This is a genomic window from Cronobacter condimenti 1330, assembly GCF_001277255.1.
Taxonomy (GTDB): Bacteria; Pseudomonadota; Gammaproteobacteria; order Enterobacterales; family Enterobacteriaceae; genus Cronobacter; species Cronobacter condimenti.
In genome coordinates this window covers 481,533-504,668 of the sequence record NZ_CP012264.1, presented here as the reverse complement: position 1 = coordinate 504,668, position 23,136 = coordinate 481,533, and the positions used below count along the sequence as shown (strand labels likewise).

The window sequence follows — 23,136 nt, the reverse complement described above, 5'->3', positions numbered from 1 at the left end:
ATGAAGGCCATTAAACCCCTCGCGGTGGTGATGACCGCGCTTGTGCTGCAGGGCTGCGTCGCCGCAGCTGTCGTCGGAACGGCAGCCGTCGGCACCAAAGCCGCGACCGATCCGCGCAGTGTGGGTACTCAGGTTGATGACGGTACGCTGGAGCTGCGCGTAAATACTGCGCTTGGCAAAGATGAGCAACTGAAGAAAGAAGCGCGCATCAATGTCACCGCGTATCAGGGCAAAGTGTTGCTGACCGGCCAGTCGCCGAACCCGGAACTGGCGTCCCGTGCGAAACAGATAGCCATGGGCGTGGAAGGCGCGACTGAAGTGTTTAACGAGATCCGCAACGGCCAGCCGATTGGGCTTGGCACCGCATCGTCGGATACCTGGATTACCACCAAAGTGCGCTCACAGTTGCTCGGAAGCGATCAGGTGAAATCGTCTAATGTGAAAGTGACGACCGAAAATGGCGAAGTGTTCCTGCTGGGTCTGGTGACCGAGCGCGAAGGCCGCGCAGCGGCAGATACCGCAAGCCGCGTGAGCGGCGTGAAGCACGTGACCACCGCGTTTACCTACATTAAGTAACCCTTCACCTAAGCCCTCTCCCGCCGGGGAGAGGGTTCACATCATTTCCATTGATGTTTTAATCGGTCTTGCGGCAGAGGGCGCAATGCTTGCCCGCCCGACAAACCAGGCTCATGGGATACACCGCGCCATAACCCACTACATCAGCGCCAGCGCGCCTGTGACCGCACCTGCAAGCATCACCATACCGCCGGTCAGCCACAATGCTTTCGCCGGGAACGCCTTACGCAGCATAATCAGCGACGGCAGGCTCACTGCCGGCAGCGTCACCAGCAATGCAAGCCCTGGCGCAAAGCCCATACCGGCGAGCATCATCGTCTGCACAATCGGAATTTCCGCTGCGGTCGGGATCACAAACAGGCAACCTACTATTGCCATCGCCAGCACCCAGAGCAGCGTATTACCTACGGCGCCATCGGCATGCGGGAACAGCCAGACGCGGGCAGCGCCCAGCACCAGTACCGCCAGCAGATAGACCGGGATCGTGTTCCAGAACAGCGTCCAGAGCGCCTGTCCCCAGCGCTTCATAAAGCTGCCCTGCGGGGCTTCTGCAGGCAGCGCCGATTCAGGCAGCGCAGGCGCAGGCGTGTCGGCCACAAAACGCTGCACCAGCGATGCGATGCCAATCACCATCACCAGGCCTGCGGCCACGCGGATGAGCGTAAACTCCCATCCCAGCACGAAGCCCATAAAGACCAGCGTCGCCGGGTTCAGCAGCGGATTACCAAGCCAAAACGCCAGCGCGCCGCCCATCGATACTGACTGGCGACGCATGCCGGCAGCCACTGGCGCAGCACAGCAGGTACACATCATTCCCGGCAGAGAAAACAGCGTCCCCAGCAGCGTGCCGCGAAAACGCGGCTGACCGAGTGTGCGCACCAGCCAGTCGCGTGGGATCAACACCTGAATCAGCGAGCCGAGCAGCACACCAAGAACGGCCGCTTTCCAGACCGCGAGAAAATAGATGCCGGCATAATCGAGCGCCGCACGCAGAGGGTTATCCTGCGCGTTAGCAAGTATCGAATTACCGATGCTGTGCGTTTGCGCGGCGGTAAAGGCTTTGCCGTAATAGGGCTGCCATTTGACGTACCACAGACCGACACACAGAACGAGAAAGAACAGCGCGGGCTTCCACCATGCGGTAGATTTCAGCGCCAGAGATGAAGACTGACCAGCCATAACATTCCTCTGGAAAACAGGGGGGATAAAATTTGCCGGTCAATACTACGCTCGTGATGTAATTTTTGAAACGCTGTTCAACGCACGGTTTGTGCGGCTATTTCACGCAATTGCGCCGAATCCAGCACGGAGACATCCTCTTTGGCAGGCGACAACGCCGCGTTCATCAACGCCTGCGCTACCGTTTGCGCCTCAATAGCCTTCCATTTACCGGGCAACAGACGAAACAGCGGTGCCATGAATGACTCTCCGGCGCGGCGTTTTTCGCGCTCGCCCGTCAGCAACGATGGACGCGCGATGGTAAGCCGCGGCCAGCCCTGCGCCTTTAATGCCGCTTCCATCTCACCTTTCACGCGATTGTAGAAAAACGGTGAGTTCGGGTTAGCGCCAAGCGCGCTGACCACCAGCATATGCTTTGCGCCAAGCCGTAACCCGGCAAGCGAAGTGTCCACCACCAGTGAATAGTCGGCCAGGATAAACGCCTCTTTACTGCCTGCCTCGCGCCGTGTAGTGCCGAGGCAGCAAAAAACGAGATCCAGCGGCGTATCAAGCTGTGTGAGCACGTCGGAGAGCTGCGGATCGTGAGGGTTTTCTACTTTATTTAACGCGACCTGCAACGGACGGCGGGTCGCCGCGATAATTGACGACACGCGCGGCTCGTCAGCCAGCATCCGTAACAGATGGCTGCCCACCAGTCCGCTCGCGCCGGTTATCAGTACTCGACTCATGATGGCTCCTTTGCAGAATCTTCTGCCTTGCAATGTCAGCGCCCTCAACCAGGCTTAATAGTCTGTGTGGTTTAAGTATTTACCATTTCTGGCAAAAGCCATTACTGCACATCACCGTTCTGTAAAGACACCAAGGGAGGCGTAATGAGCAAGAAGATTGCAGTCTTAATCACTGACGAATTCGAAGATTCGGAATTCACATCCCCCGCCGCGGAGTACCGCAAAGCCGGGCATGAAGTGATCACCATTGAGAAAGAAGCGGGGAAAACCGTCACCGGCAAACAGGGCGAGGCAACGGTTACAATCGATAAATCTATCGATGACGTCAGCCCGGCGGATTTTGACGCCCTGCTGTTGCCTGGCGGCCATTCGCCTGACAGCCTGCGCGGCGACGATCGCTTCGTCACCTTCACGCGCGATTTCGTCAATACCGGCAAACCGGTCTTTGCTATCTGCCACGGCCCGCAACTGCTGATTAGCGCAGATGTGATCCGTGGGCGTAAGCTCACCGCCGTGAAGCCTATCGTTATCGATGTGAAAAACGCCGGGGCGGAATTCTTCGATCAGGAAGTGGTGATAGACAAAGATCAACTGGTGACCAGCCGCACCCCGGAAGATCTGCCTGCGTTTAACCGCGAGGCGTTACGCCTGCTCGGCGCGTAACCAGGCGAGTTTTTTACCAAACCCCAGGGTGTTGTCAGTGAACTTGATTTCATCAAGACGGATCTCCCACAGTGGGGAGGACATCACCCTGGCCACCGGAAAGCGGCGGTTATAGCGCTCGCGCAAGGCTTCGCTTTCCGGTCCTTCCACCAGCCGTAATTCCCCCGCAAACTGCACGCCGCGTATTAGCGCCACGGTTTTGGTCTGCCCATTGACGGTGCCCGCCACACGCGCAAGTGTGCCTGCCATTTCGCCGTGCCGGCTTTTGGTATCGCTCAACAGATAAAACGCTACGCGCTCGCGGTCATAAAGGTAAAACGCATTCGCGCACCAGAGCGCGTCTTCATTCCCAACGCAATAGGTGACGACATGCTGTTTGGCCAGCCATTTGCTGATGGCGTCGAGTTCGTCCATTGGTTCTCCTGTCAGGGATAATCATGTTAAGGTGCGGCCAGTCGTGGCTGTCGCTGATATTCATTATGGAAGAATGGTTTCTCTATCTGATCCGCTGTGCGGATAACCGGCTTTATACCGGCATCACTACCGATGTGGCGCGCCGCTTCACCCAGCATCAGCGCGGCAAGGGCGCAAAGGCGCTGCGTGGTAAAGGCGAGCTGACGCTGGTGTTCAGCACGCCCGTGGGCACTCGCTCCGAGGCGCTACGCGCCGAGTATCGCATCAAGCAACTGACGAAACGGCAGAAAGAGCAACTGGTCGCGGGGGAGCTGGCGTTTGAAGCGATGGCGAACGCGCCGCAAACGCCCTGAGATCAGAAACGGTTAAAATGGTCGTGGTAATCCACGCGGCCATGTACGCCATCAAGCGCGTCATCGGCAAGGCGATGCACCTGAAACGCCGCTTCGGCGCCCGGCCAGCGGCAGTGGAGATCGTAGCGGGCGGCAGGTTCGAAACCCAGGCGGTTATAGAATTCCGGCAAGCCCAGCGTCACGACTGCCGAGTAGCCAAATTCATTCAGCGAATCGAGCCCTTCGTATACTAACTGACGACCAATCCCCTGCCCGCGCCAGGACTCATCGACCGCCAGCGGCGCAAGCCCCAGCCACTGCCGCTCTTCGCCCGCAATAGTGACGGGGCTGAAGGCGACGTAACCGACAACCTGTCCTTCATCGTCCGTTGCGACTAACCCCAGCGTTAACAGCCCGTCTTCACGCAGCGCATGCACCAGCTCCGCTTCGTCGTCGCGTCCGAAAGCGCGGCGAAGTAAAGCGTCGATGCCCGGCGCATCAATGGGGATTTCTACACGAATCAGCATGGTTCACCTATGGAATGTGCTTTAGTTAGCGGCGAGACGCTCAGCCCCGCTTCAACGAAGTCCGCCAGTTGCAGCAGCATCACGCGCAGCGGTTTCGGCATCGCGTCGAGCTCAATGGCGTCCATCAAGTTCTTCACATATAACCCTAATTCAGTATCGCCTTCAATCACCAGACGACGCTGGAAGAAAAGCGTGTCGGGATCCTGCTTGCGCGCGGCGATCATCAGTAGATCGGCCGCGTCGGCGCGGAACATCACATCCGCTTCGGCCTCTTCACGCACGATAAGCGTATCGTTTTCCACCGACGTGAACCAGCGCAGGCCGATGTCGCGCACCTCAATACCGAGCCAGCGGCCCTCCAGAAAGGCCAGCTCTTCATCCGCCAGCGCCTGGCGGAATTGCCAGCCGAGCAGCTGCTCCAGCGCCTGGCGCTTGATAGCGAAAGGCGTTAAGGCCACCGGCGCTTTCAGCAGCGAAGGGCCAAGGTGTACCAGACAGGAACGCAGATTCTTCAACACGGGCTTTTCTCCTTGCCAAATCACAGTGGCCGTTATTGTGCCATATCAGCCAAATGGGATAGCGGTTCAAATCAAGCTTTGCGCCTTCACGGGTACCCCTTTATAGATGCCATCAATACGACATTAGCTGCCTTAAATCAAAAATTGTCGCGGGCGGGTTAACTAAAATCGCCGTTCGTTAACAATTTCGCTGCCTTTGCGCAGCGCGCCAGGCCCAATGCGGCCTGCTTTTATTTTCAGGACACGCTATGGAGTTGCTTTGCCCCGCCGGTAACCTTCCGGCTTTGAAGGCGGCCATCGATAATGGCGCGGATGCGGTTTATATCGGTCTGAAAGACGATACCAACGCCCGCCACTTCGCTGGCCTGAATTTTACCGAGAAGAAATTACAGGATGCGGTGAACTATGTGCATCAACATGGCCGCAAGCTGCACATCGCTATCAATACGTTCGCGCATCCCGATGGTTACGCGCGCTGGGAGCGCGCGGTGGATATGGCCGCACAGCTGGGTGCCGATGCGCTGATCCTCGCTGATATCGCGATGCTGGAATATGCTGCCGCCCGCTACCCACACGTTGAGCGCCATGTATCGGTACAGGCTTCCGCCACGAACGAAGCCGCCATCCGCTTTTATCAGCGCCATTTCGATGTGGCCCGCGTAGTGCTGCCGCGCGTCTTATCCATTCATCAGGTGAAACAGTTAGCCCGCGTCACGCCGGTGCCGCTGGAAGTCTTTGCTTTCGGCAGCCTGTGCATCATGGCGGAAGGACGCTGTTATCTCTCTTCTTATCTGACTGGCGAGTCGCCTAATACCGTTGGCGCGTGTTCCCCGGCCCGTTTTGTGCGCTGGCAGCAAACGGATCAGGGGCTGGAATCGCGCCTCAATGACGTGCTGATCGACCGCTATCAGGAAGGCGAAAACGCCGGTTATCCGACGCTGTGCAAAGGCCGTTATCTGGTGGATGGACAGCGCTACCACGCGCTTGAAGAGCCTACCAGTCTCAATACGCTGGGGCTGCTGCCGGAGCTGTTAGCGGCCAATATCGCCTCAGTGAAAATCGAAGGGCGCCAGCGCAGCCCGGCCTACGTAAGCCAGGTCGCGAAGGTGTGGCGTCAGGCTATTGACCGTTGTCAGGCCGATCCGCAGCGTTTTGCACCGCAACCGGCCTGGATGGACGCGCTCGGCGCGATGGCCGAAGGCACCCAGACGACGCTTGGCGCGTACCATCGCAAATGGCAGTAAGGAGAGCCGCATGAAATATTCGTTAGGGCCAGTGCTGTACTACTGGCCGAAAGCCACGCTTGAGAGCTTTTATGACGCGGCGGCGGCAAGTAGTGCCGATGTGATTTACCTCGGCGAAGCCGTGTGCAGCAAACGGCGCGAGACTAAAGTCGCCGACTGGCTGGCCCTTGCCAAAACGCTCGCCGCAAGCGGCAAACAGGTGGTGCTCTCAACGCTTGCGCTGGTGCAGGCACCGTCTGAACTCAACGAACTGAAGCGCTATATCGACAACGGCGAGTTTCTGATTGAGGCCAATGATTTTGGCGCCGTGGGGCTGGCGGCGGAGCGCAAGCTGCCTTTCGTCGCCGGACACGCGCTCAACTGCTATAACGCCGTCACGCTGCGCCTGCTCCTTAAAGATGGCATGACACGCTGGTGTATGCCGGTGGAGCTGTCGCGCGACTGGCTGGTGAACCTCCTCGAGCAGTGCGATACGCTGGGCATTCGCGATAAGTTTGAAGTGGAAGTGCTGAGCTACGGTCATTTACCACTCGCCTACTCCGCTCGCTGCTTTACCGCCCGATCCGAAGACCGTCCTAAAGACGAGTGTGAAACCTGCTGTATCAAATACCCTAACGGGCGCAGCATGCTGTCGCAGGAAAATAGCCAGGTGTTTGTGCTAAACGGCATTCAGACCATGAGCGGCTACGTCTATAACCTCGGCAACGAGCTGGCCTCGATGACAGGGCTTGTGGATATGGTGCGCCTCTCGCCGATGGGCATGGAGACGCTCACGGTGCTTGATGCCTTCCGGGCTAATGAAACTGGCGCTGCGCCGCTTCCGCTTGCGGCACACAGCGACTGCAACGGCTACTGGCGGCGGCTCGCCGGGATGGCGCTTCAGGCGTAAGAAAAGGCTCACTTTGTTAACAGCATTTTGCATGAGTTCATGCAGTATGAAAGGACAGCTTTCCGGCTGGCGCCCGGGCAAAATCCCCGAAATGCGCCAGGCTGGAAGAAGACCTTCAATCTGATAGCTATGCTGTAATTAAGTGAGCCGTTATGTCTGATAAATCTGTTGTGCCCTTCTCAGTGCTCGATCTCGCGCCGATCCCGCAAGGCTCCTCCGCCCGTGAGGCGTTCCATCACTCGCTCGATTTAGCGCGCCTCGCAGAAAAGCGCGGTTATGACCGCTACTGGCTGGCGGAGCACCACAATATGACCGGCATCGCCAGCGCGGCGACGTCGGTACTGATTGGCTATCTCGCCGCCAACACCACGACACTGCGTCTGGGCTCCGGCGGCGTGATGCTGCCAAACCATGCGCCGCTGGTGATTGCCGAGCAGTTCGGCACGCTTGATGCGCTCTATCCGGGCCGTATTGAACTGGGCCTTGGTCGTGCACCGGGCAGCGATCAGCGCACCATGATGGCGCTGCGCCGAAATATGAATAACGATATCGACAACTTCCCGCGCGATGTGAAAGAGCTAACGGACTGGTTCGACGCCCGCGACCCAAACCCGGCGGTACGTCCGGTACCGGGCTATGGCGCCAAAATTCCGGTGTGGCTGCTGGGCTCAAGCCTTTATAGCGCGCAGCTCGCCGCCCAGATGGGTCTGCCGTTCGCGTTTGCCTCGCACTTTGCGCCGGATATGCTCTTCCAGGCGTTGCACCTCTACCGCACCCATTTTCAGCCTTCAGAACGACTTGAGAAGCCGTATGCGATGGTATGCATTAATATCGTCGCCGCCGACAGTAACCGCGATGCGGAATTCCTGTTCACCTCGATGCAGCAGGCGTTTGTGAAACTGCGCCGTGGCGAAACCGGCCAGCTGCCGCCACCGATTGAATCGATGGAAAGCTTCTGGAGCCCGGCTGAGCAATATGGCGTACAGCAGGCGCTCAGCATGTCGCTGGTCGGCGATAAAGCGAAGATCCGCCACGGACTGCACTCGGTGCTGCGTGAAACCGGCGCAGATGAAATTATGGTTAACGGCCAGATTTTCGACCATGAAGCGCGGCTGCATTCGTTCGATCTCGCCATGCAGGTACGCGAAGAGTTACTCGGTTAAGGGGGACGTGGCCCTCATTACAGCCCTCTCCCATAAGGAGAGGGCGCAAAGCGAGCAAGCGTTACTGATAAACCGGCAACAGATTAAAACTTGAAAGCAGATGCACCAGCGCATTGCCCAGCCCAAAGAGCAGGATCAGCGCAATCATGCCGTTGCCGCCCCAGACGCGAAAGCGTGGGCTGCCAAAACGCTGCCGTGACGCCCGCGCCAGCAGCGCCGGAACAATAGCCGCCCAGATTGTCGCAGCGAGCCCTGCATAACCAATCGCATACAGAAACCCGTTCGGCCACAGCAGCCCGCCTGCCATCGGGGGCAGGAACGTCAGCAGCGCGGTGTTAAGCCGCCCGCGCGGTGAATCGTCAAATCCAAAAAGATCCGCCAGATAATCAAACAGCCCCAGCGTCACACCCAGGAACGAGCTCGCCACCGCAAAATTGGAAAACACAATGAGCAGCACGTCTAATGTCCGGCTATTCAGCGCACCGCTCAGCGCGCTCACCAGCACATCGATATTGCCGCCTGCTTTCGCGATGCCAATAAATTCCGGGCGCGGAATATTACCCATCGTCGCCAGCAGCCAGACGGCGTAGAGCGCCAGCGCAATCAGCGTTCCCCAGAGCAGACAGCGAATAATCGTGCCGGGTTCTTTCCCGTAATATTTCATCAGGCTCGGCACGTTGCCGTGGTAGCCGAACGATGCCAGACAAAACGGCAGTGTCATCAGAACATAAGGCGTATAACTCGGGCTCGCTTCCAGCGTGTTGAAGAGCGTCGTGGGTTCAACGTGGCCCAGCAGGCCGCCAAACGTCAGAAAGAACGTGAGGACTTTACCGCCAAGGACAATTGCCGTCATCCGGCTTACCGCGCTGGTAGAAAGCCAGACAATAAATGCGACGACCAGCGCAAAGCCAAACCCGGCAAGCCGCGCTGGCACCTCAAGAGACAGTCCGGCGAGCGTATGGTGGATAACCGACCCGCTGGCGGAGATGTAGGCGTACGTCAGGATATAGAGCACGAACGCGACGGCCGCGCCGTTCACCACGTTCCAGCCTTTGCCCAGGAGGTCGCGGGTCATGGTGTCGAAGCTTGCGCCGATGTGATAGTTAAGATTGGCCTCCAGCAGCATTAACCCTGAATGAAGCATACAAAACCAGGTAAACAGCAAGGCAAGCAGTGACCAGAAAAACCACGCGCCGGACATCACCACAGGTAAAGAGAACATTCCCGCGCCGATGATCGTTCCGGCGATAATCACAACGCCGCTCAAAAGCGAAGGTGAGGCGCTGCGGGCAATAAGTGTGGTCATAATGCATTCCTGTGAAAAAAGTAACCCGGACGATTCATTGTACCAGTACATTAGTACAATCAGGAGAAAAAATTACGCTCCACATGGATCGTGACGTATTGCGCTGGGGAGGCGCAGTACAACAGCGGATTAATCAGCCAGCGTTCACTGGCACAGCACGTTGATTCTCGCTACAGCGACAGAGGGCGCGTCGTGCGCGCCCTACGGGGATCAGGCGACAGGCTTGAGCCGTGCAACAAAATGGCGCAGCACAGGTGGCTCATAGGTAAAAGTCAGCCCTTTGATTTTGCTCGCACGTTGCTTCACGCTTATCAGCGCGTCGGCGATGTAGTCCATATGATCATTGGTATAGACGCGGCGGGGAATGGTCAGACGCAACAGCTCCATCGGAGAAGGCTTTTGCAGACCCGTTTGCGGATCGCGCCCCAGCAGCAGGGAGCCGATTTCAACGCTACGGATGCCTGCCTCCAGATAGAGTTCGTTGTTGAGCGCGTGCGCCGGAAATTGTTCAGGCGGAATGTGCGGCAGCAACAGTTTCGCATCAACAAACACGGCATGGCCGCCAGTGGGATACTGAATGGGAATGTCGCCTGCGCGCAGGCGCTCGCCGAGATATTCCACCTGATGAATACGGTAGGCGAGGAAATCTTCGTTGGTGCCCTCTTCCAGCCCAATGGCGAGCGCTTCCATATCGCGGCCGGCAAGCCCGCCGTAGGTCACAAACCCTTCCATTGGTACGCAGCGGATGCGCACTTCATTAAAGAGCGCTTCGTCCTCGCGAAAACAGCATAGCCCGCCGATATTTACCATCGCATCTTTCTTGGCAGACATCGTCAGCATGTCGCCGTACTGGTACATTTCGCGAATAATTTCCTTCACGCTCTTATTTTCATAGCCCGCTTCGCGCTGCTTAATAAACCAGGCATTTTCACAAAAACGCGCCGAATCGATGACCACAGGAATATTATGCTTACGCGCAATCTCATAGACTTCGCGCATATTTTGCATCGACACCGGCTGCCCGCCGCTGCTATTACAGGTGATCGTGGTAATAATCGCCGCTACGTTTTCTGCGCCCTGTTCCTGAATCGTCGCCTTTAACTGGTCAATATCGAAATTGCCTTTCCAGTCATACCAGGAGACGGTATCAAATGCTTTCGGCGTAACAACATTAATCGCTCTGGCGCCGTTTAATTCCACGTGCGCGGCAGTGGTGTCGAAATGGAAATTGGAAATAAATACCGGGCGGCGAGACTGAATGCGTGCGATAAGACTCGGGAAAAGAATTTGCTCTGCGCCGCGGCCCTGATGGGTGGGAATGGTAAAGGGGTAACCGATAATCTCTTTCACCTTTTCGCACAGATGCTGGTAGTTGCGCGAGCCCGCGTAGGCTTCGTCGCCCATCATCAGGCCTGCCCACTGGCGGTCGCTCATGGCACCGGTGCCAGAATCCGTCAGCAGATCGATATAAACATCTTCGCTATTCAATAAAAAAGGATTGTAACCAGCTTCTTCCAGCGCGTTGACGCGATCCTGCCAGGTAGTCATGCGAATGGTCTCGACCATCTTAATACGGAAAGGCTCAGGGATACGTTTCATGTTAATTCTCCGACGTACGTCGCCCGCAGGTGGCCCTGAATAACAGCGTCAGAAAGACCTTACCCGCAAAGGCAATAATTTAAAAAAGCGTGATTGAAAAAACGGAGGAGAATTAACGTGGGAAATCGTTAGAAATGCGGTGATCGAGATTATACCAGGCGTTTAAACCGCCTCGCTGAATGAGATGATACGACAGAGACAACACATTCATTACATCGTCCTCTGCGGGTGACAGGTCTGTTAAAAATATCCATAAATAGATATTTATCCGTGACTGATTCCACAAAAGAACAATTACAGAAGAAAACCTTTTGGTTTATTACCCCCATAAAAAAGCCCCGACAATGTCGGGGCTTTTATCAGACTCGTTGTGCTTACGCGTCGCTGGCGCGACGACGACTGGTCGCATCATCACGACGCGGGCCACGGCCACCTTCACGACGTTCGCCACCGAAGCTACGACCGCCTTCACGACGTTCGCCGCTAAAACGACGACCTTCGCCACGGCCTTCAGCAGCACGACCACCTTCACGGCGCTCACCACCAAAACCACGGCCGCCACCGCCACCAGGACGACGATCGCCGCGCGGCTGAGCATCACCCATCAGCTGCATATTCATCGGCTTGTTCAGAATACGCGTGCGGGTGAAGTGTTGCAGCACTTCGGTCGGCATGCCTTTCGGCAGCTCAATGGTGGAGTGGGAGGCAAACAGCTTGATGTTACCAATGTAACGGCTGCTGATATCGCCTTCGTTGGCGATAGCACCCACGATGTGACGCACTTCAACGCCATCATCACGGCCCACTTCAATGCGGTACAGCTCCATGTCGCCTGCGTCACGACGCTCACGACGCGGACGTTCTTCACCGCCGTTACGGTCGCTGCGCGGACCACGCTCATTGCGGTCACCACGGCGCTCGAAACGATCGTCGCGATCGCGGAATTCACGCTTCGGACGCATCGGTGCATCCGGTGGCAGGATCAGCGGACGTTCGCCCTGCGCCATTTTCAGCAGCGCGGCAGCCAGCGTTTCAACATCCAGCTCGCCTTCCGGCTGAAGCTTGGTCAGCAGCGCACGGTATTGATCCAGATCGCTACTTTCCAGCTGCTGCTGAACTTTCGCTGCGAATTTTTCCAGACGACGTTTACCCAGCAGTTCTGCGTTCGGCAGTTCTACTTCCGGGATAGTCAGCTTCATGGTGCGTTCGATGTTACGCAGCAGACGACGCTCGCGGTTCTCAACGAACAGCAGTGCGCGACCCGCGCGACCCGCACGACCGGTACGGCCGATACGGTGAACGTAAGACTCGGAATCCATCGGGATGTCGTAGTTCACCACGAGGCTGATACGTTCAACGTCCAGGCCACGTGCCGCAACGTCAGTTGCAATCAGGATATCCAGACGACCGTCTTTCAGACGTTCCAGGGTCTGCTCACGCAGCGCCTGGTTCATGTCACCGTTCAGCGCAGCGCTGTTGTAACCGCTGCGCTCCAGCGCTTCAGCTACTTCCAGGGTCGCGTTTTTAGTGCGCACGAAGATAATCGCTGCGTCAAAGTCTTCGGCTTCCAGGAAACGCACCAGCGCTTCGTTTTTACGCATGCCGTAGACAGACCAGTAGCTCTGGCTAATGTCCGGGCGAGTGGTAACGCTGGACTGGATGCGCACTTCCTGCGGCTCTTTCATAAAGCGGCGGGTGATGCGACGAATCGCTTCCGGCATGGTCGCGGAGAAGAGCGCGGTCTGATGTTCAGCCGGGATCTGCGCCATGATAGTTTCAACGTCTTCGATGAAGCCCATACGCAGCATTTCATCGGCTTCGTCCAGTACCAGACCCTTCAGGTTAGAAAGATCCAGCGTGCCACGTTTGAGGTGATCCAGCAGACGGCCCGGCGTACCGACCACAATCTGCGGGCCCTGGCGCAGTGCGCGCAGCTGCACGTCATAACGTTGACCGCCGTAAAGGGCTACAACGTTTACGCCATGCATATGTTTAGAGAAATCAGTCATTGCTTCAGCAACCTGAACCGCCAGTTCGCGGGTCGGTGCCAGCACCAGAATCTGCGGTGCGCGCAGTGTTTCATCAATGTTGTGAAGCAGCGGCAGAGAGAACGCTGCGGTTTTGCCGCTACCAGTCTGGGCCATACCCAGAACGTCACGACCAGCCAGCAGATGCGGAATACATTCTGCCTGGATTGGAGATGGTTTTTCGTAACCCAGATCGTTAAGGGCTTCAAGGATAGGAGCCTTCAGCCCCAGATCAGTAAAAGTGGTTTCGAATTCAGCCATGTAGTACGAGTGCCTCAGAATTAATGGCGGCCAGTCTACATAACTCATCGTGAAAATTTTCTGCAATTTTCATTAAAAGTGTGAACCGGCTCAAAGTATGTGGATTGACGAACAAACAAGCCCTCACCGGTTAAGGTGATGACTTTAATAAAAAAATCCGTGGGCTGAAAAGTTCGTCAGCTATTGCTGGTCCGATTCTGCCAGGTCATCTTGCTCCTGGCCCAAGAGCGCTAATTCCAACAATGCATAACGGTGCTCAACGAAGTTGTGTACGTTGTTAGCAACCGCTAATTTGAACAGTGCCGTGGCGCTGTCCTTATCCCCCAGACTTAGGTAGTACTTACCTAAATAGAAGTTGGTTTCACTGAGATGCTCAGCGAGCGAGGTGTTATCCGTTGCGTCTGACTTCAGGCGTTCCATTAACGTTTTTTCGCTAATGTCACCCAGCCAGAATTCGACAATGTTCCATCCCCACTGTTCTTTGTCCGATTTCTCAAAGCGTTCTTGCAAGGCCGCTTTGGCCTGTTTCTCATCCAGTTTGCTTTCAGCAAGGAAGAGCCACAGACTACGGAAAGGATCATTGGGATCGTCGTGATAAAACGCTAGCAGATCATCTTGCGCTAATCGGTAACGTCCACCGTAGTAGAGGGCGATACCGCGATTTAAATGCGCGTAGTTGTAAGTTGGATCAAGCTCTAGTACAGAATCAAACGCTTCATAGGCAGCATCAAAATTGCCTGCCTGCGTTAAATAAATGCCTAAGTAATTGAATACTTCAGGCATATCGGGGCGGATAGCCAGCGCTTGTGAAAAATCATTTCGCGCCAGTGCCCGCAAACCAAGACTATCATACAACACTCCGCGCTCATATAAAAGCTGTGCGCGTTCATCATCGGTTAAAGCCCGACTTGCGAGGATCTGCTCCATGCGTGCGAGGATCACTTCTTGCTGCAAGGCCGGTTGCAATGGCACCGCCAGGACCTCGCTCTTACGCCAGGCAGAGTTGCTGCATCCTGCCAGCGTGAGTGCTGTCGCAACGAAACACCAGCGCAATAAAGGCTTCATTTCCCACTCCCGAAGACAACTATTGGATGAACGTCCTGTCCCCCGGCTGCAAACGGGGCATCCTGCCCCGTAACAACTGGCTCTCCGTGTCACCACGGAGAGCTAAAGGGCAAACCTTACTCGGCTTCCGGCGCAGCAGGGGCTGCTGCTTCCTGAGTCTGCTCGGTCGCTTCTTTGATGCTCAGGCGTACACGGCCCTGACGGTCAACTTCCAGTACCTTAACAGGCACTTCCTGACCCATCTGCAGGTAGTCGGTGACTTTCTCTACACGCTTATCAGCGATCTGAGAAATATGCACCAGACCTTCTTTACCGCCGCCGATAGCAACGAAAGCACCGAAATCAACGATACGCGTTACTTTACCATTGTAGATACGACCCACTTCGATTTCAGCCGTGATCTCTTCGATACGACGAATAGCATGTTTCGCTTTTTCGCCGTCGGTCGCGGCAATTTTTACCGTGCCGTCATCTTCGATCTCAATGGTAGTGCCGGTTTCCTCGGTCAGCGCACGAATCACTGAGCCGCCTTTACCGATCACGTCCTTGATCTTGTCCGGGCTGATCTTAATGGTATGGATACGCGGTGCGAACTGAGAGATATCGCCACGCGGTGCATTGATAGCCTGTTCCATCACGCCCAGGATGTGCAGACGCGCGCCCTTAGCCTGGTTCAGTGCCACCTGCATGATTTCTTTGGTGATACCTTCAATTTTGATATCCATCTGCAGCGCAGTGATACCTTCGCGGGAACCCGCTACTTTGAAGTCCATATCGCCCAGGTGGTCTTCGTCACCCAGAATATCGGACAGAACAACAAAGTTTTCGCCTTCTTTTACCAGGCCCATCGCGATACCTGCGACAGCGGCTTTGATCGGCACACCTGCATCCATCAGCGCCAGAGAAGCGCCGCACACGGAAGCCATGGAAGATGAACCATTGGATTCAGTGATCTCGGATACAACGCGGACAGTGTACGGGAAACGGTCAGCGGCAGGCATAACAGCCAGAACGCCACGTTTCGCCAGACGACCATGACCAATTTCACGACGCTTCGGAGACCCTACCATGCCGGTTTCGCCGACAGAGTACGGAGGGAAGTTGTAGTGGAACAGGAAACGATCAGTACGCTCGCCCATCAGTTCGTCGATGTTCTGCGCGTCGCGCTCGGTGCCAAGGGTCGCAGTAACCAGCGCCTGAGTTTCACCGCGGGTAAACAGCGCGGAACCGTGAGTACGCGGCAGTACGCCAGTGCGCACATCCAGGCCACGAATCATATCTTTTTCACGACCATCAATACGTGGTTCGCCAGACAGCACGCGAGAACGAACAACGTTCTTTTCAATAGCGTGCAGAATGTCGCCCAGTTCGTTTTCGTCAAGCGCGTCGCCTTCGGCCTGCTCAGCCTGCAGTGCGGAGATAACGTCCGCTTTGATAGCGTCGATCTGGCTATAACGTTCTTGTTTGTCCGTAATGCGGTACGCGTCGCTCAGACGAGATTCAGCCAGCGCTTTCACGCGCGCGTTCAGCGCTTCGTTCGCGGCTTCTGGCTGCCAGTCCCAGCGCGGCTTGCCCGCTTCTTTAACGAGATCGTTGATATTCTGGATAACAATCTGCTGTTGTTCGTGACCAAACACGACCGCGCCCAGCATCTGATCTTCGCTCAGCAATTCAGCTTCAGATTCCACCATCAGCACAGCGCTTTCTGTACCAGCAACAACCAGGTCCAGGCGGCTTGATTTCAGCTCTTCCTGGGTCGGGTTCAGTACATACTGATCGTTGATGTAACCAACACGCGCGGAGCCGATCGGACCGTTGAACGGGATACCAGACAGAGACAGCGCCGCAGAGGCACCAATCATCGCGACGATATCCGGGTTAACTTGCGGGTTTACCGAAACGACAGTTGCGATAACCTGAACTTCGTTAACGAAGCCTTCAGGGAACAGCGGACGCACCGGGCGGTCAATCAGACGCGCGATCAGCGTTTCGCCTTCGCTCGGACGGCCTTCACGACGGAAGAAGCCGCCAGGAATACGGCCAGCAGCGTAAGTACGCTCCTGATAGTTGACGGTCAGCGGGAAGAAGTCCTGGCCTGGCTTCGCTTTTTTAGCGCCGACTACGGTAACGAATACCGCAGTGTCATCCATGCTTACCATTACGGCAGCAGTGGCCTGACGAGCCATCATACCGGTTTCAAGAGTGACAGTATGTTGACCATACTGAAATTTGCGGACGATCGGATTAAGCAAAATTATACCCTTTCTAAATGAAGAACAGCACGCCCAAAGCCGTGCTGACAGTACCCGACCTTCTTTGCATCCTCGCGACTAATGACAACCTTAACCCGCTTATGCGGATAAAGCCTCTCATTAGCCGCGCGAACCTCTGCAACGAAGATCATACTCAGCAACAATACATGAGTTTACTCGCAATTGCTGCCGCCTGGTCGAAAAAAGGGGCCGTAAAGGCCCCCTTTTCTGAAACTCGCAGTGATTAGCGACGCAGACCCAGGCGCTCGATCAGCGCAGTGTAGCGTGCTACATCTTTACGTTTCAGGTAGTCGAGCAGTTTACGACGCTGAGAAACCATACGCAGCAGACCACGACGGCTGTGGTGATCTTTTTTGTGCTCTGCGAAGTGGCCCTGCAGGTGGTTGATCTGCGCAGTCAGCAGTGCAACCTGAACTTCGGTAGAACCACTGTCGTTCTCACCACGACCAAACTCAGAAACGATTTTAGCTTTAGCTTCAACGCTTAGAGACATTTTCAACTCCAGTTAATAAAAAATAAGGGTGCCGATCTCTAATTCAGCCACCCGGGGCTACGCCTGCATTAAAATGAAGGGCGTAGTGTTAAGCCGCAATATTCTACCTGTCGCAGCCTGTTATCGCAAGGTAACGACATGCGTTAAACCGGATACTCCACCACCAGTCGACGGGGCGCGACGCGACCTTCGCTGTCAATTTCGCCCATACCGATAAACTTTTCTGTGTCGCCTTCCGTCACGCGAACGAGACCTTCAGACGGCGCATCGCTGGTGCGCACCGGATTGCCGTTTTTGAAGTAAACGGACGACGTTAAGGGTAAGTTGACCAGCGGATAGTCCGACGCGGGACTGTCCATCGGCATTAACAACGGGTCGAGCAAATCAGAGGGGGCAATCGCCTTCTGTTGCGCTTCTTCAAGCAGCGTATTCAACTGCTCAAGCGTCACCATTCGCTCTAGAGGATATTTGCTGACCGTCAGACGGCGCAGATACGTTACATGCGCGCCACAGCCAAGTTTTTCGCCTAAGTCATCAATGATGGTACGGATATAAGTGCCTTTCGAGCAATGCACTTCCAGTTCCAGCTCATTGCCTTCATGACGAATAAACAGCAGCTCATAAACAGTGATCGGACGCGCTTCACGCGGCACTTCAATACCCTGACGCGCGTATTCATATAGCGGTTTACCCTGATATTTCAGTGCTGAGAACATCGTTGGTATTTGCAGCGTGTCGCCACGAAAGCACTCCAGCGCATCCTGTAAATCCTGAGGACTGAATGTAACGGGCCGTTCTTCTACCACCGTACCATCGGCATCAGAAGTGTCGGTGCGCTGGCCCAGACGAGCAATGACGCGATATCGCTTGTCAGAATCAAGCAAATATTGTGAAAACTTAGTCGCTTCGCCAAGACAAATCGGCAGCATGCCGGTCGCCAGCGGATCCAGCGCGCCGGTGTGTCCAGCACGATTTGCGTTATAGAGACGTTTTACTTTTTGCAGCGCATCGTTGGAAGAAAGCCCCTGCGGCTTATCCAGCAGCAACACGCCATGCACATCGCGACCGCGACGACGAGGACGACTCATTATTCCTCCTTGTCGTCGTCCGGATTAACGCGACGCTCTTCGTCGTGTTTCACTACGCTGCTGACCAGGTTAGACATGCGCATGCCTTCTACCAGAGAGTTATCGTAGAAGAAGGTCAGTTCCGGCACGATGCGCAGACGCATCGCTTTACCGAGCAGGGAACGGATAAAACCTGAGGCGTCCTGTAGCGCTTTGATACCGGCTTTGATAGCCGCGTCGTCTTTATCGTTCAGAAATGTCACGAACACTTTGGCATACGCCAGATCGCGGGAAACTTCTACGCCCGATACGGTGGTCATTAGCCCAACGCGCGGATCTTTGATTTCGCGCTGCAGAATGATAGCAATCTCTTTTTGCATCTCCTGCGCAACACGCTGAGGGCGACCGAATTCTTTCGCCATAATAAATTCTCCAGACAAAAAAGGGGCTATTAGCCCCTTTTGAATATTCATACCGGGTGGCGCTTCGCTAACCCGGCCTACAAATGTGCACTGAATCCATGCCCGGCATACCGCTACGGCGCCAGGCTTTTACGGATTAGTCGATGCTGCGCTGGATCTCGATGATTTCGAACACTTCGATCATATCGCCAACGCGAACGTCGTTGTAGTTCTTCACGCCGATACCACATTCCATGCCGTTACGGACTTCGTTAACGTCATCTTTGAAGCGGCGCAGGGATTCCAGCTCGCCTTCATAGATAACCACGTTGTCGCGCAGGACACGGATCGGGTTGTGACGTTTAATCGTGCCTTCGGTAACCATACAGCCCGCAATCGCGCCAAATTTCGGCGATTTGAACACGTCACGCACTTCGGCAAGACCAATGATCTGCTGTTTCAGCTCAGGCGACAGCATGCCGCTCATGGCCGCTTTCACTTCGTCGATCAGATTATAGATGACGGAGTAGTAACGCAGATCCAGGCTTTCCGCTTCAATAACACGGCGCGCAGAAGCGTCGGCACGAACGTTAAAGCCAACCAGAATGGCGTTGGAAGCAGCTGCCAGCGTAGCGTCGGTTTCGGTGATACCACCTACGCCCGAGCCCACAATCTTCACCTTCACTTCGTCGGTGGAGAGTTTCAGCAAGGAGTCGGAGATAGCTTCTACAGAACCCTGTACGTCGGCTTTCAGCACGATGTTCACTTCGTGGACTTCGCCCTCGGTCATGTTCGCGAACATGTTCTCGAGTTTGGATTTCTGCTGACGCGCCAGTTTCACTTCGCGGAACTTGCCCTGACGATAAAGCGCAACTTCACGCGCTTTCTTCTCGTCACGAACGACAGTCACTTCGTCACCGGCCGCAGGCACACCGGAAAGACCCAGAATCTCAACAGGAATGGACGGACCTGCTTCCTGGACTTCCTGGTTCAGTTCGTTGCGCATAGCGCGCACACGGCCATATTCAAAGCCACACAGAACGATATCGCCTTTGTTAAGCGTACCTTCGCGAACCAGAACGGTAGCAACCGGACCACGACCTTTATCCAGGAAAGATTCGATAACGACACCGGTCGCCATACCTTTACGCACGGCTTTCAGTTCCAGAACTTCAGACTGGAGCAGGATAGCATCCAGCAGTTCATCGATACCGGTACCCGCTTTCGCAGAAACGTGGACGAACTGGGATTCGCCGCCCCACTCTTCCGGGATGATGCCATATTGAGACAGTTCGTTTTTAACACGATCCGGATCGGCATCAGGCTTATCGATTTTGTTAACTGCGACAACAACCGGCACTTTCGCCGCTTTCGCGTGCTGGATAGCTTCTACAGTCTGCGGCATCACGCCATCGTCTGCAGCAACAACCAGAACCACGATATCCGTCGCCTGCGCACCACGTGCACGCATTGCGGTAAACGCGGCGTGGCCCGGGGTATCAAGGAAAGTGATCATGCCGTTATCGGTCTGTACGTGATACGCACCGATATGCTGAGTAATACCGCCCGCTTCGCCCGAAGCCACTTTCGTGGAGCGGATATAGTCCAGCAGAGAGGTTTTACCGTGGTCGACGTGACCCATGATGGTCACAACCGGCGCGCGTGACTCTGACTGGGCGCCCATATCACGGTCGCTCATTACCGCTTCTTCCAGCTCGTTCTCACGACGCAGGATAACTTTGTGGCCCATCTCTTCGGCAACCAGCTGTGCGGTTTCCTGATCGATAACCTGGTTGATCGTCGCCATCGCACCAAGCTTCATCATCGCCTTGATAACCTGAGAGCCTTTTACCGCCATCTTGTTAGCAAGTTCAGCGACGGTGATGGTTTCACCGATAACAACGTCACGGTTAACAGCCTGAGCTGGCTTGTTGAAGCCCTGCTGCAGGGAGCTACCTTTACGCTGTTTGCCGCCTTTGCCGCCGCGAACGGCTGCGCGAGCTTCTTCACGATCCGCTTTGGATTCGGAATGCTTGTTGCTCTTCTTCTGGCGGGCGACTTTCGCCGGACGCGCACGGCCACGGCCGCCTTCTACTTCGCGATCGCTGTCATCTTCTGCCTGACGCGCGTGCTGAGAAGTAGTGACATGGTAGTCGCTGCTGTCTTCAGATTCCTCTACGCTGCCGCTTTCCCAACCGGGGGCATTTTCTTCAGCCATACGACGGGCTTCTTCTGCAACGCGACGGGCATTTTCTTCCAGCTTGCGACGCGCTTCTTCTTCGGCCTTGCGCTTAAGTTCAAGGGCTTCAGCTTCGCGGCGGGCTTTTTCCGCCTGAGCAGCTTTGCTCACTTCGTCAGTTTGTTGATTGCTCACTTTGCTCGTTTCCGCAGCTTCACGTTTCGCTTTATCAGCGGCTTCGCGTTTAGCTTGTTCTTCAGCTTCGCGTTTAGCCTTATCTCCGGCTTCACGTTTGGCTTTTTCCTCTGCCTCTCGCTTGGCAGCTTCCTCTGCTTCACGACGGGCCTGCTCTTCCGCCTCACGCTTCGCCTGTTCTTCCGCGGCGAGACGCTCTGCCTCTTGCGGATCACGTTTTACAAAGGTGCGTTTCTTGCGGACTTCGATCTGTACCGACTTACTTTTACCGCCGGTACCCTGAATATTTAAAGTACTGCGCGTTTTGCGCTGTAAAGTCAACTTATCTGGCCCTGAACCATGTTCGCGGTTCAGGTGCGCCAGTAAGGTTTGTTTCTCTTGTGCCGTCACAGAGTCTTCAGCGGACTTCGGGATCCCTGCATCAGCGAATTGCTGTACCAGGCGGTCCACGGAGGTCTGAATCTCTGCGGCCAGCGCTTTTACGGTTACATCAGTCATGCTGTTCCTTCCTGCTACAGTTTATTACGCTTCATCGCTAAACCAGCGGATGTTACGAGCGGCCATGATAAGCTCACCGGCTTTTTCATCGGTCAACCCTTCGATATCCGCGAGGTCGTCCACGCCTTGATCGGCGAGGTCATCAAGCGTACACACACCGAGAGCAGCGAGCTTGTAAGCCAGAGAACGATCCATACCTTCAAGGTTAAGCAGATCGTCAGCAGGCTTGTTGTCGCCGAGGCTCTCTTCCTGAGCCAGCGCCAGGGTGGTGAGCGCATTCTTAGCGCGTTCACGTAATGCTTCCACGGTCGACTCATCCAGGCCGTCGATTTCCAGCAGCTCTTTCATTGGCACGTAGGCCAGTTCTTCGAGCGTTGAGAAGCCTTCTTCTACCAGAACCGTGGCAAACTCTTCATCAATGTCGAGATACTTAGTGAAAGTATCGATAGCGGCGTGCGCTTCAGCCTGATGCTTGGCCTGCAGGTCTTCAACGGTCATGACGTTGAGTTCCCAGCCACTCAGCTGTGAAGCAAGACGCACGTTCTGACCATTACGGCCGATGGCCTGTGCCAGATTGCCCGCTTCGACGGCGATATCCATGGTGTGTTTATCTTCATCCACCACAATAGACGCGACATCAGCCGGCGCCATAGCGTTGATAACGAACTGCGCCGGATTATCATCCCACAATACGATATCGATACGCTCGCCGCCAAGCTCAGTTGAAACGGCCTGAACGCGCGCGCCGCGCATACCAACACAAGCACCGACCGGGTCGATACGCTTATCATTGGTTTTCACTGCGATTTTAGCGCGTGAGCCCGGATCGCGAGCGGCAGCTTTAATTTCGATCACTTCTTCGCCAATTTCCGGCACTTCGATGCGGAACAGCTCAATCAGCATCTCCGGTTTGGCACGGGTCACGAACAGCTGAGCACCGCGCGCTTCAGGGCGGACGGCATACAGTACGCCGCGTATGCGGTCGCCCGGACGGAAGTTTTCACGCGGCAACATATCTTCACGCAGAATGACCGCTTCAGCATTACTGCCGAGGTCAAGCGTAATGTTTTCGCGGTTAACTTTTTTCACCACGCCAGTGATTATCTCACCTTCATGCTCACGGAACTGGTCAACAACCATTGCGCGTTCCGCTTCACGAACTTTCTGTACGATGACCTGTTTGGCGGTCTGCGTCGTGATGCGGTCAAACGTTACGGATTCGATCTGATCTTCAACGTATTCGCCAACGTTCAGGCTCGGATCTTCGAAACGTGCCGCTTCAAGGGTGATTTCACGGGTCGGCTGGGTGACTTCTTCGACAATAACCCAGCGGCGGAACGTATCGAAATCACCGCTTTTACGGTCGATGCTCACGCGAACATCGATCTCTTGTTCATATTTTTTCTTAGTTGCCGTAGCCAGCGCGCTTTCCAGCGCTTCAAAGATTTTCTCGCGCGGAACCGCTTTTTCGTTGGAAACTGCTTCGACAACAGCCAAAATTTCTTTATTCATCAGGGGCCTTCGCCTCAATCCAGACTG

General features: G+C 55.5%; 23 protein-coding genes. 6 read left to right on the top strand and 17 right to left on the bottom strand.

Going from position 1 to position 23,136, the window contains the following annotated elements:
- Complete coding sequence (dolP, locus tag AFK62_RS02390; protein ID WP_007673092.1) at nt 1–576, top strand: division/outer membrane stress-associated lipid-binding lipoprotein; 576 nt, start codon at nt 1–3, stop codon at nt 574–576.
- Nucleotides 577–714: 138 nt separating this feature from the next.
- Here the strand turns inward: dolP and AFK62_RS02385 are convergent, their stop codons facing one another.
- A complete protein-coding gene (locus tag AFK62_RS02385; RefSeq protein ID WP_007673099.1) occupies nt 715–1,755 on the bottom strand; it encodes a permease in 1,041 nt (346 codons plus the stop codon).
- Nucleotides 1,756–1,832: 77 nt separating this feature from the next.
- Nucleotides 1,833–2,483, bottom strand: a complete 651-nt coding sequence (locus tag AFK62_RS02380; protein ID WP_007673101.1) for an NAD-dependent epimerase/dehydratase family protein — start codon at nt 2,481–2,483, stop codon at nt 1,833–1,835.
- Between the two features lie 144 nt (nt 2,484–2,627).
- Between AFK62_RS02380 and AFK62_RS02375 the strand changes: the two genes are divergently transcribed.
- Nucleotides 2,628–3,146, top strand: coding sequence for a type 1 glutamine amidotransferase domain-containing protein (locus AFK62_RS02375; protein WP_007673104.1), 519 nt, complete (start codon nt 2,628–2,630; stop codon nt 3,144–3,146).
- On the opposite strand, the gene AFK62_RS02370 is transcribed toward AFK62_RS02375, so the two are convergent.
- Nucleotides 3,126–3,560, bottom strand: a complete 435-nt coding sequence (locus AFK62_RS02370) for a YhbP family protein (RefSeq protein WP_007673107.1) — start codon at nt 3,558–3,560, stop codon at nt 3,126–3,128. The two genes, AFK62_RS02375 and AFK62_RS02370, sit on opposite strands and share 21 nt — an antisense overlap.
- 65 nt (nt 3,561–3,625) lie before the next feature.
- Between AFK62_RS02370 and AFK62_RS02365 the strand changes: the two genes are divergently transcribed.
- Nucleotides 3,626–3,913, top strand: coding sequence for a GIY-YIG nuclease family protein (locus AFK62_RS02365; RefSeq protein ID WP_032984444.1), 288 nt, complete (start codon nt 3,626–3,628; stop codon nt 3,911–3,913).
- 2 nt (nt 3,914–3,915) lie between these two features.
- Here AFK62_RS02365 and AFK62_RS02360 read toward each other — a convergent pair whose 3' ends face one another.
- Nucleotides 3,916–4,419 carry a GNAT family N-acetyltransferase gene (locus AFK62_RS02360; protein WP_007673112.1) on the bottom strand — a complete coding sequence of 168 codons (504 nt, stop codon included), beginning with the start codon at nt 4,417–4,419 and terminating at the stop codon, nt 3,916–3,918.
- Nucleotides 4,413–4,937: a ubiquinone anaerobic biosynthesis accessory factor UbiT gene (gene ubiT / locus AFK62_RS02355; protein ID WP_007673115.1), complete on the bottom strand. Its 525-nt coding sequence runs from the start codon at nt 4,935–4,937 to the stop codon at nt 4,413–4,415. The genes AFK62_RS02360 and ubiT overlap by 7 nt, the downstream gene beginning before the upstream one ends.
- A gap of 248 nt (nt 4,938–5,185) precedes the next feature.
- On the opposite strand from ubiT, the gene ubiU reads away from it, so the two are divergent.
- From ubiU to AFK62_RS02340, 3 genes are all read left to right on the top strand, one after another.
- The gene (gene ubiU, locus AFK62_RS02350) at nt 5,186–6,181 is read left to right on the top strand and encodes a ubiquinone anaerobic biosynthesis protein UbiU (protein WP_007673118.1); all 996 of its coding nucleotides are present in this window, start codon (nt 5,186–5,188) and stop codon (nt 6,179–6,181) included.
- Nucleotides 6,182–6,191: 10 nt separating this feature from the next.
- Nucleotides 6,192–7,070 carry a U32 family peptidase gene (locus tag AFK62_RS02345; RefSeq protein ID WP_007673120.1) on the top strand — a complete coding sequence of 293 codons (879 nt, stop codon included), beginning with the start codon at nt 6,192–6,194 and terminating at the stop codon, nt 7,068–7,070.
- 152 nt (nt 7,071–7,222) lie between these two features.
- On the top strand, nt 7,223–8,233 hold the full coding sequence (locus AFK62_RS02340) for a luciferase-like monooxygenase (protein WP_007673125.1): 1,011 nt from the start codon (nt 7,223–7,225) through the stop codon (nt 8,231–8,233).
- A 61-nt stretch (nt 8,234–8,294) separates the two neighbouring features.
- Here AFK62_RS02340 and mtr read toward each other — a convergent pair whose 3' ends face one another.
- The 12 genes from mtr to nusA all read right to left on the bottom strand — a co-directional run bounded on the left by mtr (nt 8,295) and on the right by nusA (nt 23,109).
- A complete protein-coding gene (gene mtr / locus AFK62_RS02335; protein WP_007673126.1) occupies nt 8,295–9,539 on the bottom strand; it encodes a tryptophan permease in 1,245 nt (414 codons plus the stop codon).
- A 210-nt stretch (nt 9,540–9,749) separates the two neighbouring features.
- Nucleotides 9,750–11,138, bottom strand: a complete 1,389-nt coding sequence (gene tnaA, locus AFK62_RS02330; RefSeq protein WP_053531689.1) for a tryptophanase — start codon at nt 11,136–11,138, stop codon at nt 9,750–9,752.
- Nucleotides 11,139–11,250: 112 nt separating this feature from the next.
- The gene (gene tnaC / locus AFK62_RS20740; protein WP_071884221.1) at nt 11,251–11,349 is read right to left on the bottom strand and encodes a tryptophanase leader peptide; all 99 of its coding nucleotides are present in this window, start codon (nt 11,347–11,349) and stop codon (nt 11,251–11,253) included.
- Between the two features lie 163 nt (nt 11,350–11,512).
- A complete protein-coding gene (locus tag AFK62_RS02325) occupies nt 11,513–13,426 on the bottom strand; it encodes a DEAD/DEAH family ATP-dependent RNA helicase (RefSeq protein ID WP_007673132.1) in 1,914 nt (637 codons plus the stop codon).
- Complete coding sequence (yrbN, locus tag AFK62_RS22035; RefSeq protein ID WP_097563900.1) at nt 13,419–13,499, bottom strand: protein YrbN; 81 nt, start codon at nt 13,497–13,499, stop codon at nt 13,419–13,421. The genes AFK62_RS02325 and yrbN overlap by 8 nt, the downstream gene beginning before the upstream one ends.
- Before the next feature lie 107 nt (nt 13,500–13,606).
- The gene (gene nlpI, locus AFK62_RS02320; RefSeq protein ID WP_007673135.1) at nt 13,607–14,491 is read right to left on the bottom strand and encodes a lipoprotein NlpI; all 885 of its coding nucleotides are present in this window, start codon (nt 14,489–14,491) and stop codon (nt 13,607–13,609) included.
- 116 nt (nt 14,492–14,607) lie between these two features.
- Nucleotides 14,608–16,743, bottom strand: a complete 2,136-nt coding sequence (pnp, locus tag AFK62_RS02315; protein WP_032984430.1) for a polyribonucleotide nucleotidyltransferase — start codon at nt 16,741–16,743, stop codon at nt 14,608–14,610.
- A gap of 244 nt (nt 16,744–16,987) precedes the next feature.
- A complete protein-coding gene (rpsO, locus tag AFK62_RS02305) occupies nt 16,988–17,257 on the bottom strand; it encodes a 30S ribosomal protein S15 (RefSeq protein WP_004385056.1) in 270 nt (89 codons plus the stop codon).
- Between the two features lie 143 nt (nt 17,258–17,400).
- Entirely contained in the window at nt 17,401–18,345 is a 945-nt protein-coding gene (gene truB / locus AFK62_RS02300; protein ID WP_007673143.1) for a tRNA pseudouridine(55) synthase TruB, read from the bottom strand.
- Nucleotides 18,345–18,746 carry a 30S ribosome-binding factor RbfA gene (rbfA, locus tag AFK62_RS02295; RefSeq protein ID WP_007673146.1) on the bottom strand — a complete coding sequence of 134 codons (402 nt, stop codon included), beginning with the start codon at nt 18,744–18,746 and terminating at the stop codon, nt 18,345–18,347. The genes truB and rbfA overlap by 1 nt, the downstream gene beginning before the upstream one ends.
- Nucleotides 18,747–18,882: 136 nt before the next feature.
- Entirely contained in the window at nt 18,883–21,597 is a 2,715-nt protein-coding gene (gene infB, locus AFK62_RS02290; RefSeq protein ID WP_007673147.1) for a translation initiation factor IF-2, read from the bottom strand.
- Nucleotides 21,598–21,621: 24 nt separating this feature from the next.
- On the bottom strand, nt 21,622–23,109 hold the full coding sequence (gene nusA, locus AFK62_RS02285; protein WP_007673149.1) for a transcription termination factor NusA: 1,488 nt from the start codon (nt 23,107–23,109) through the stop codon (nt 21,622–21,624).
- Nucleotides 23,110–23,136 lie beyond the last annotated feature (27 nt).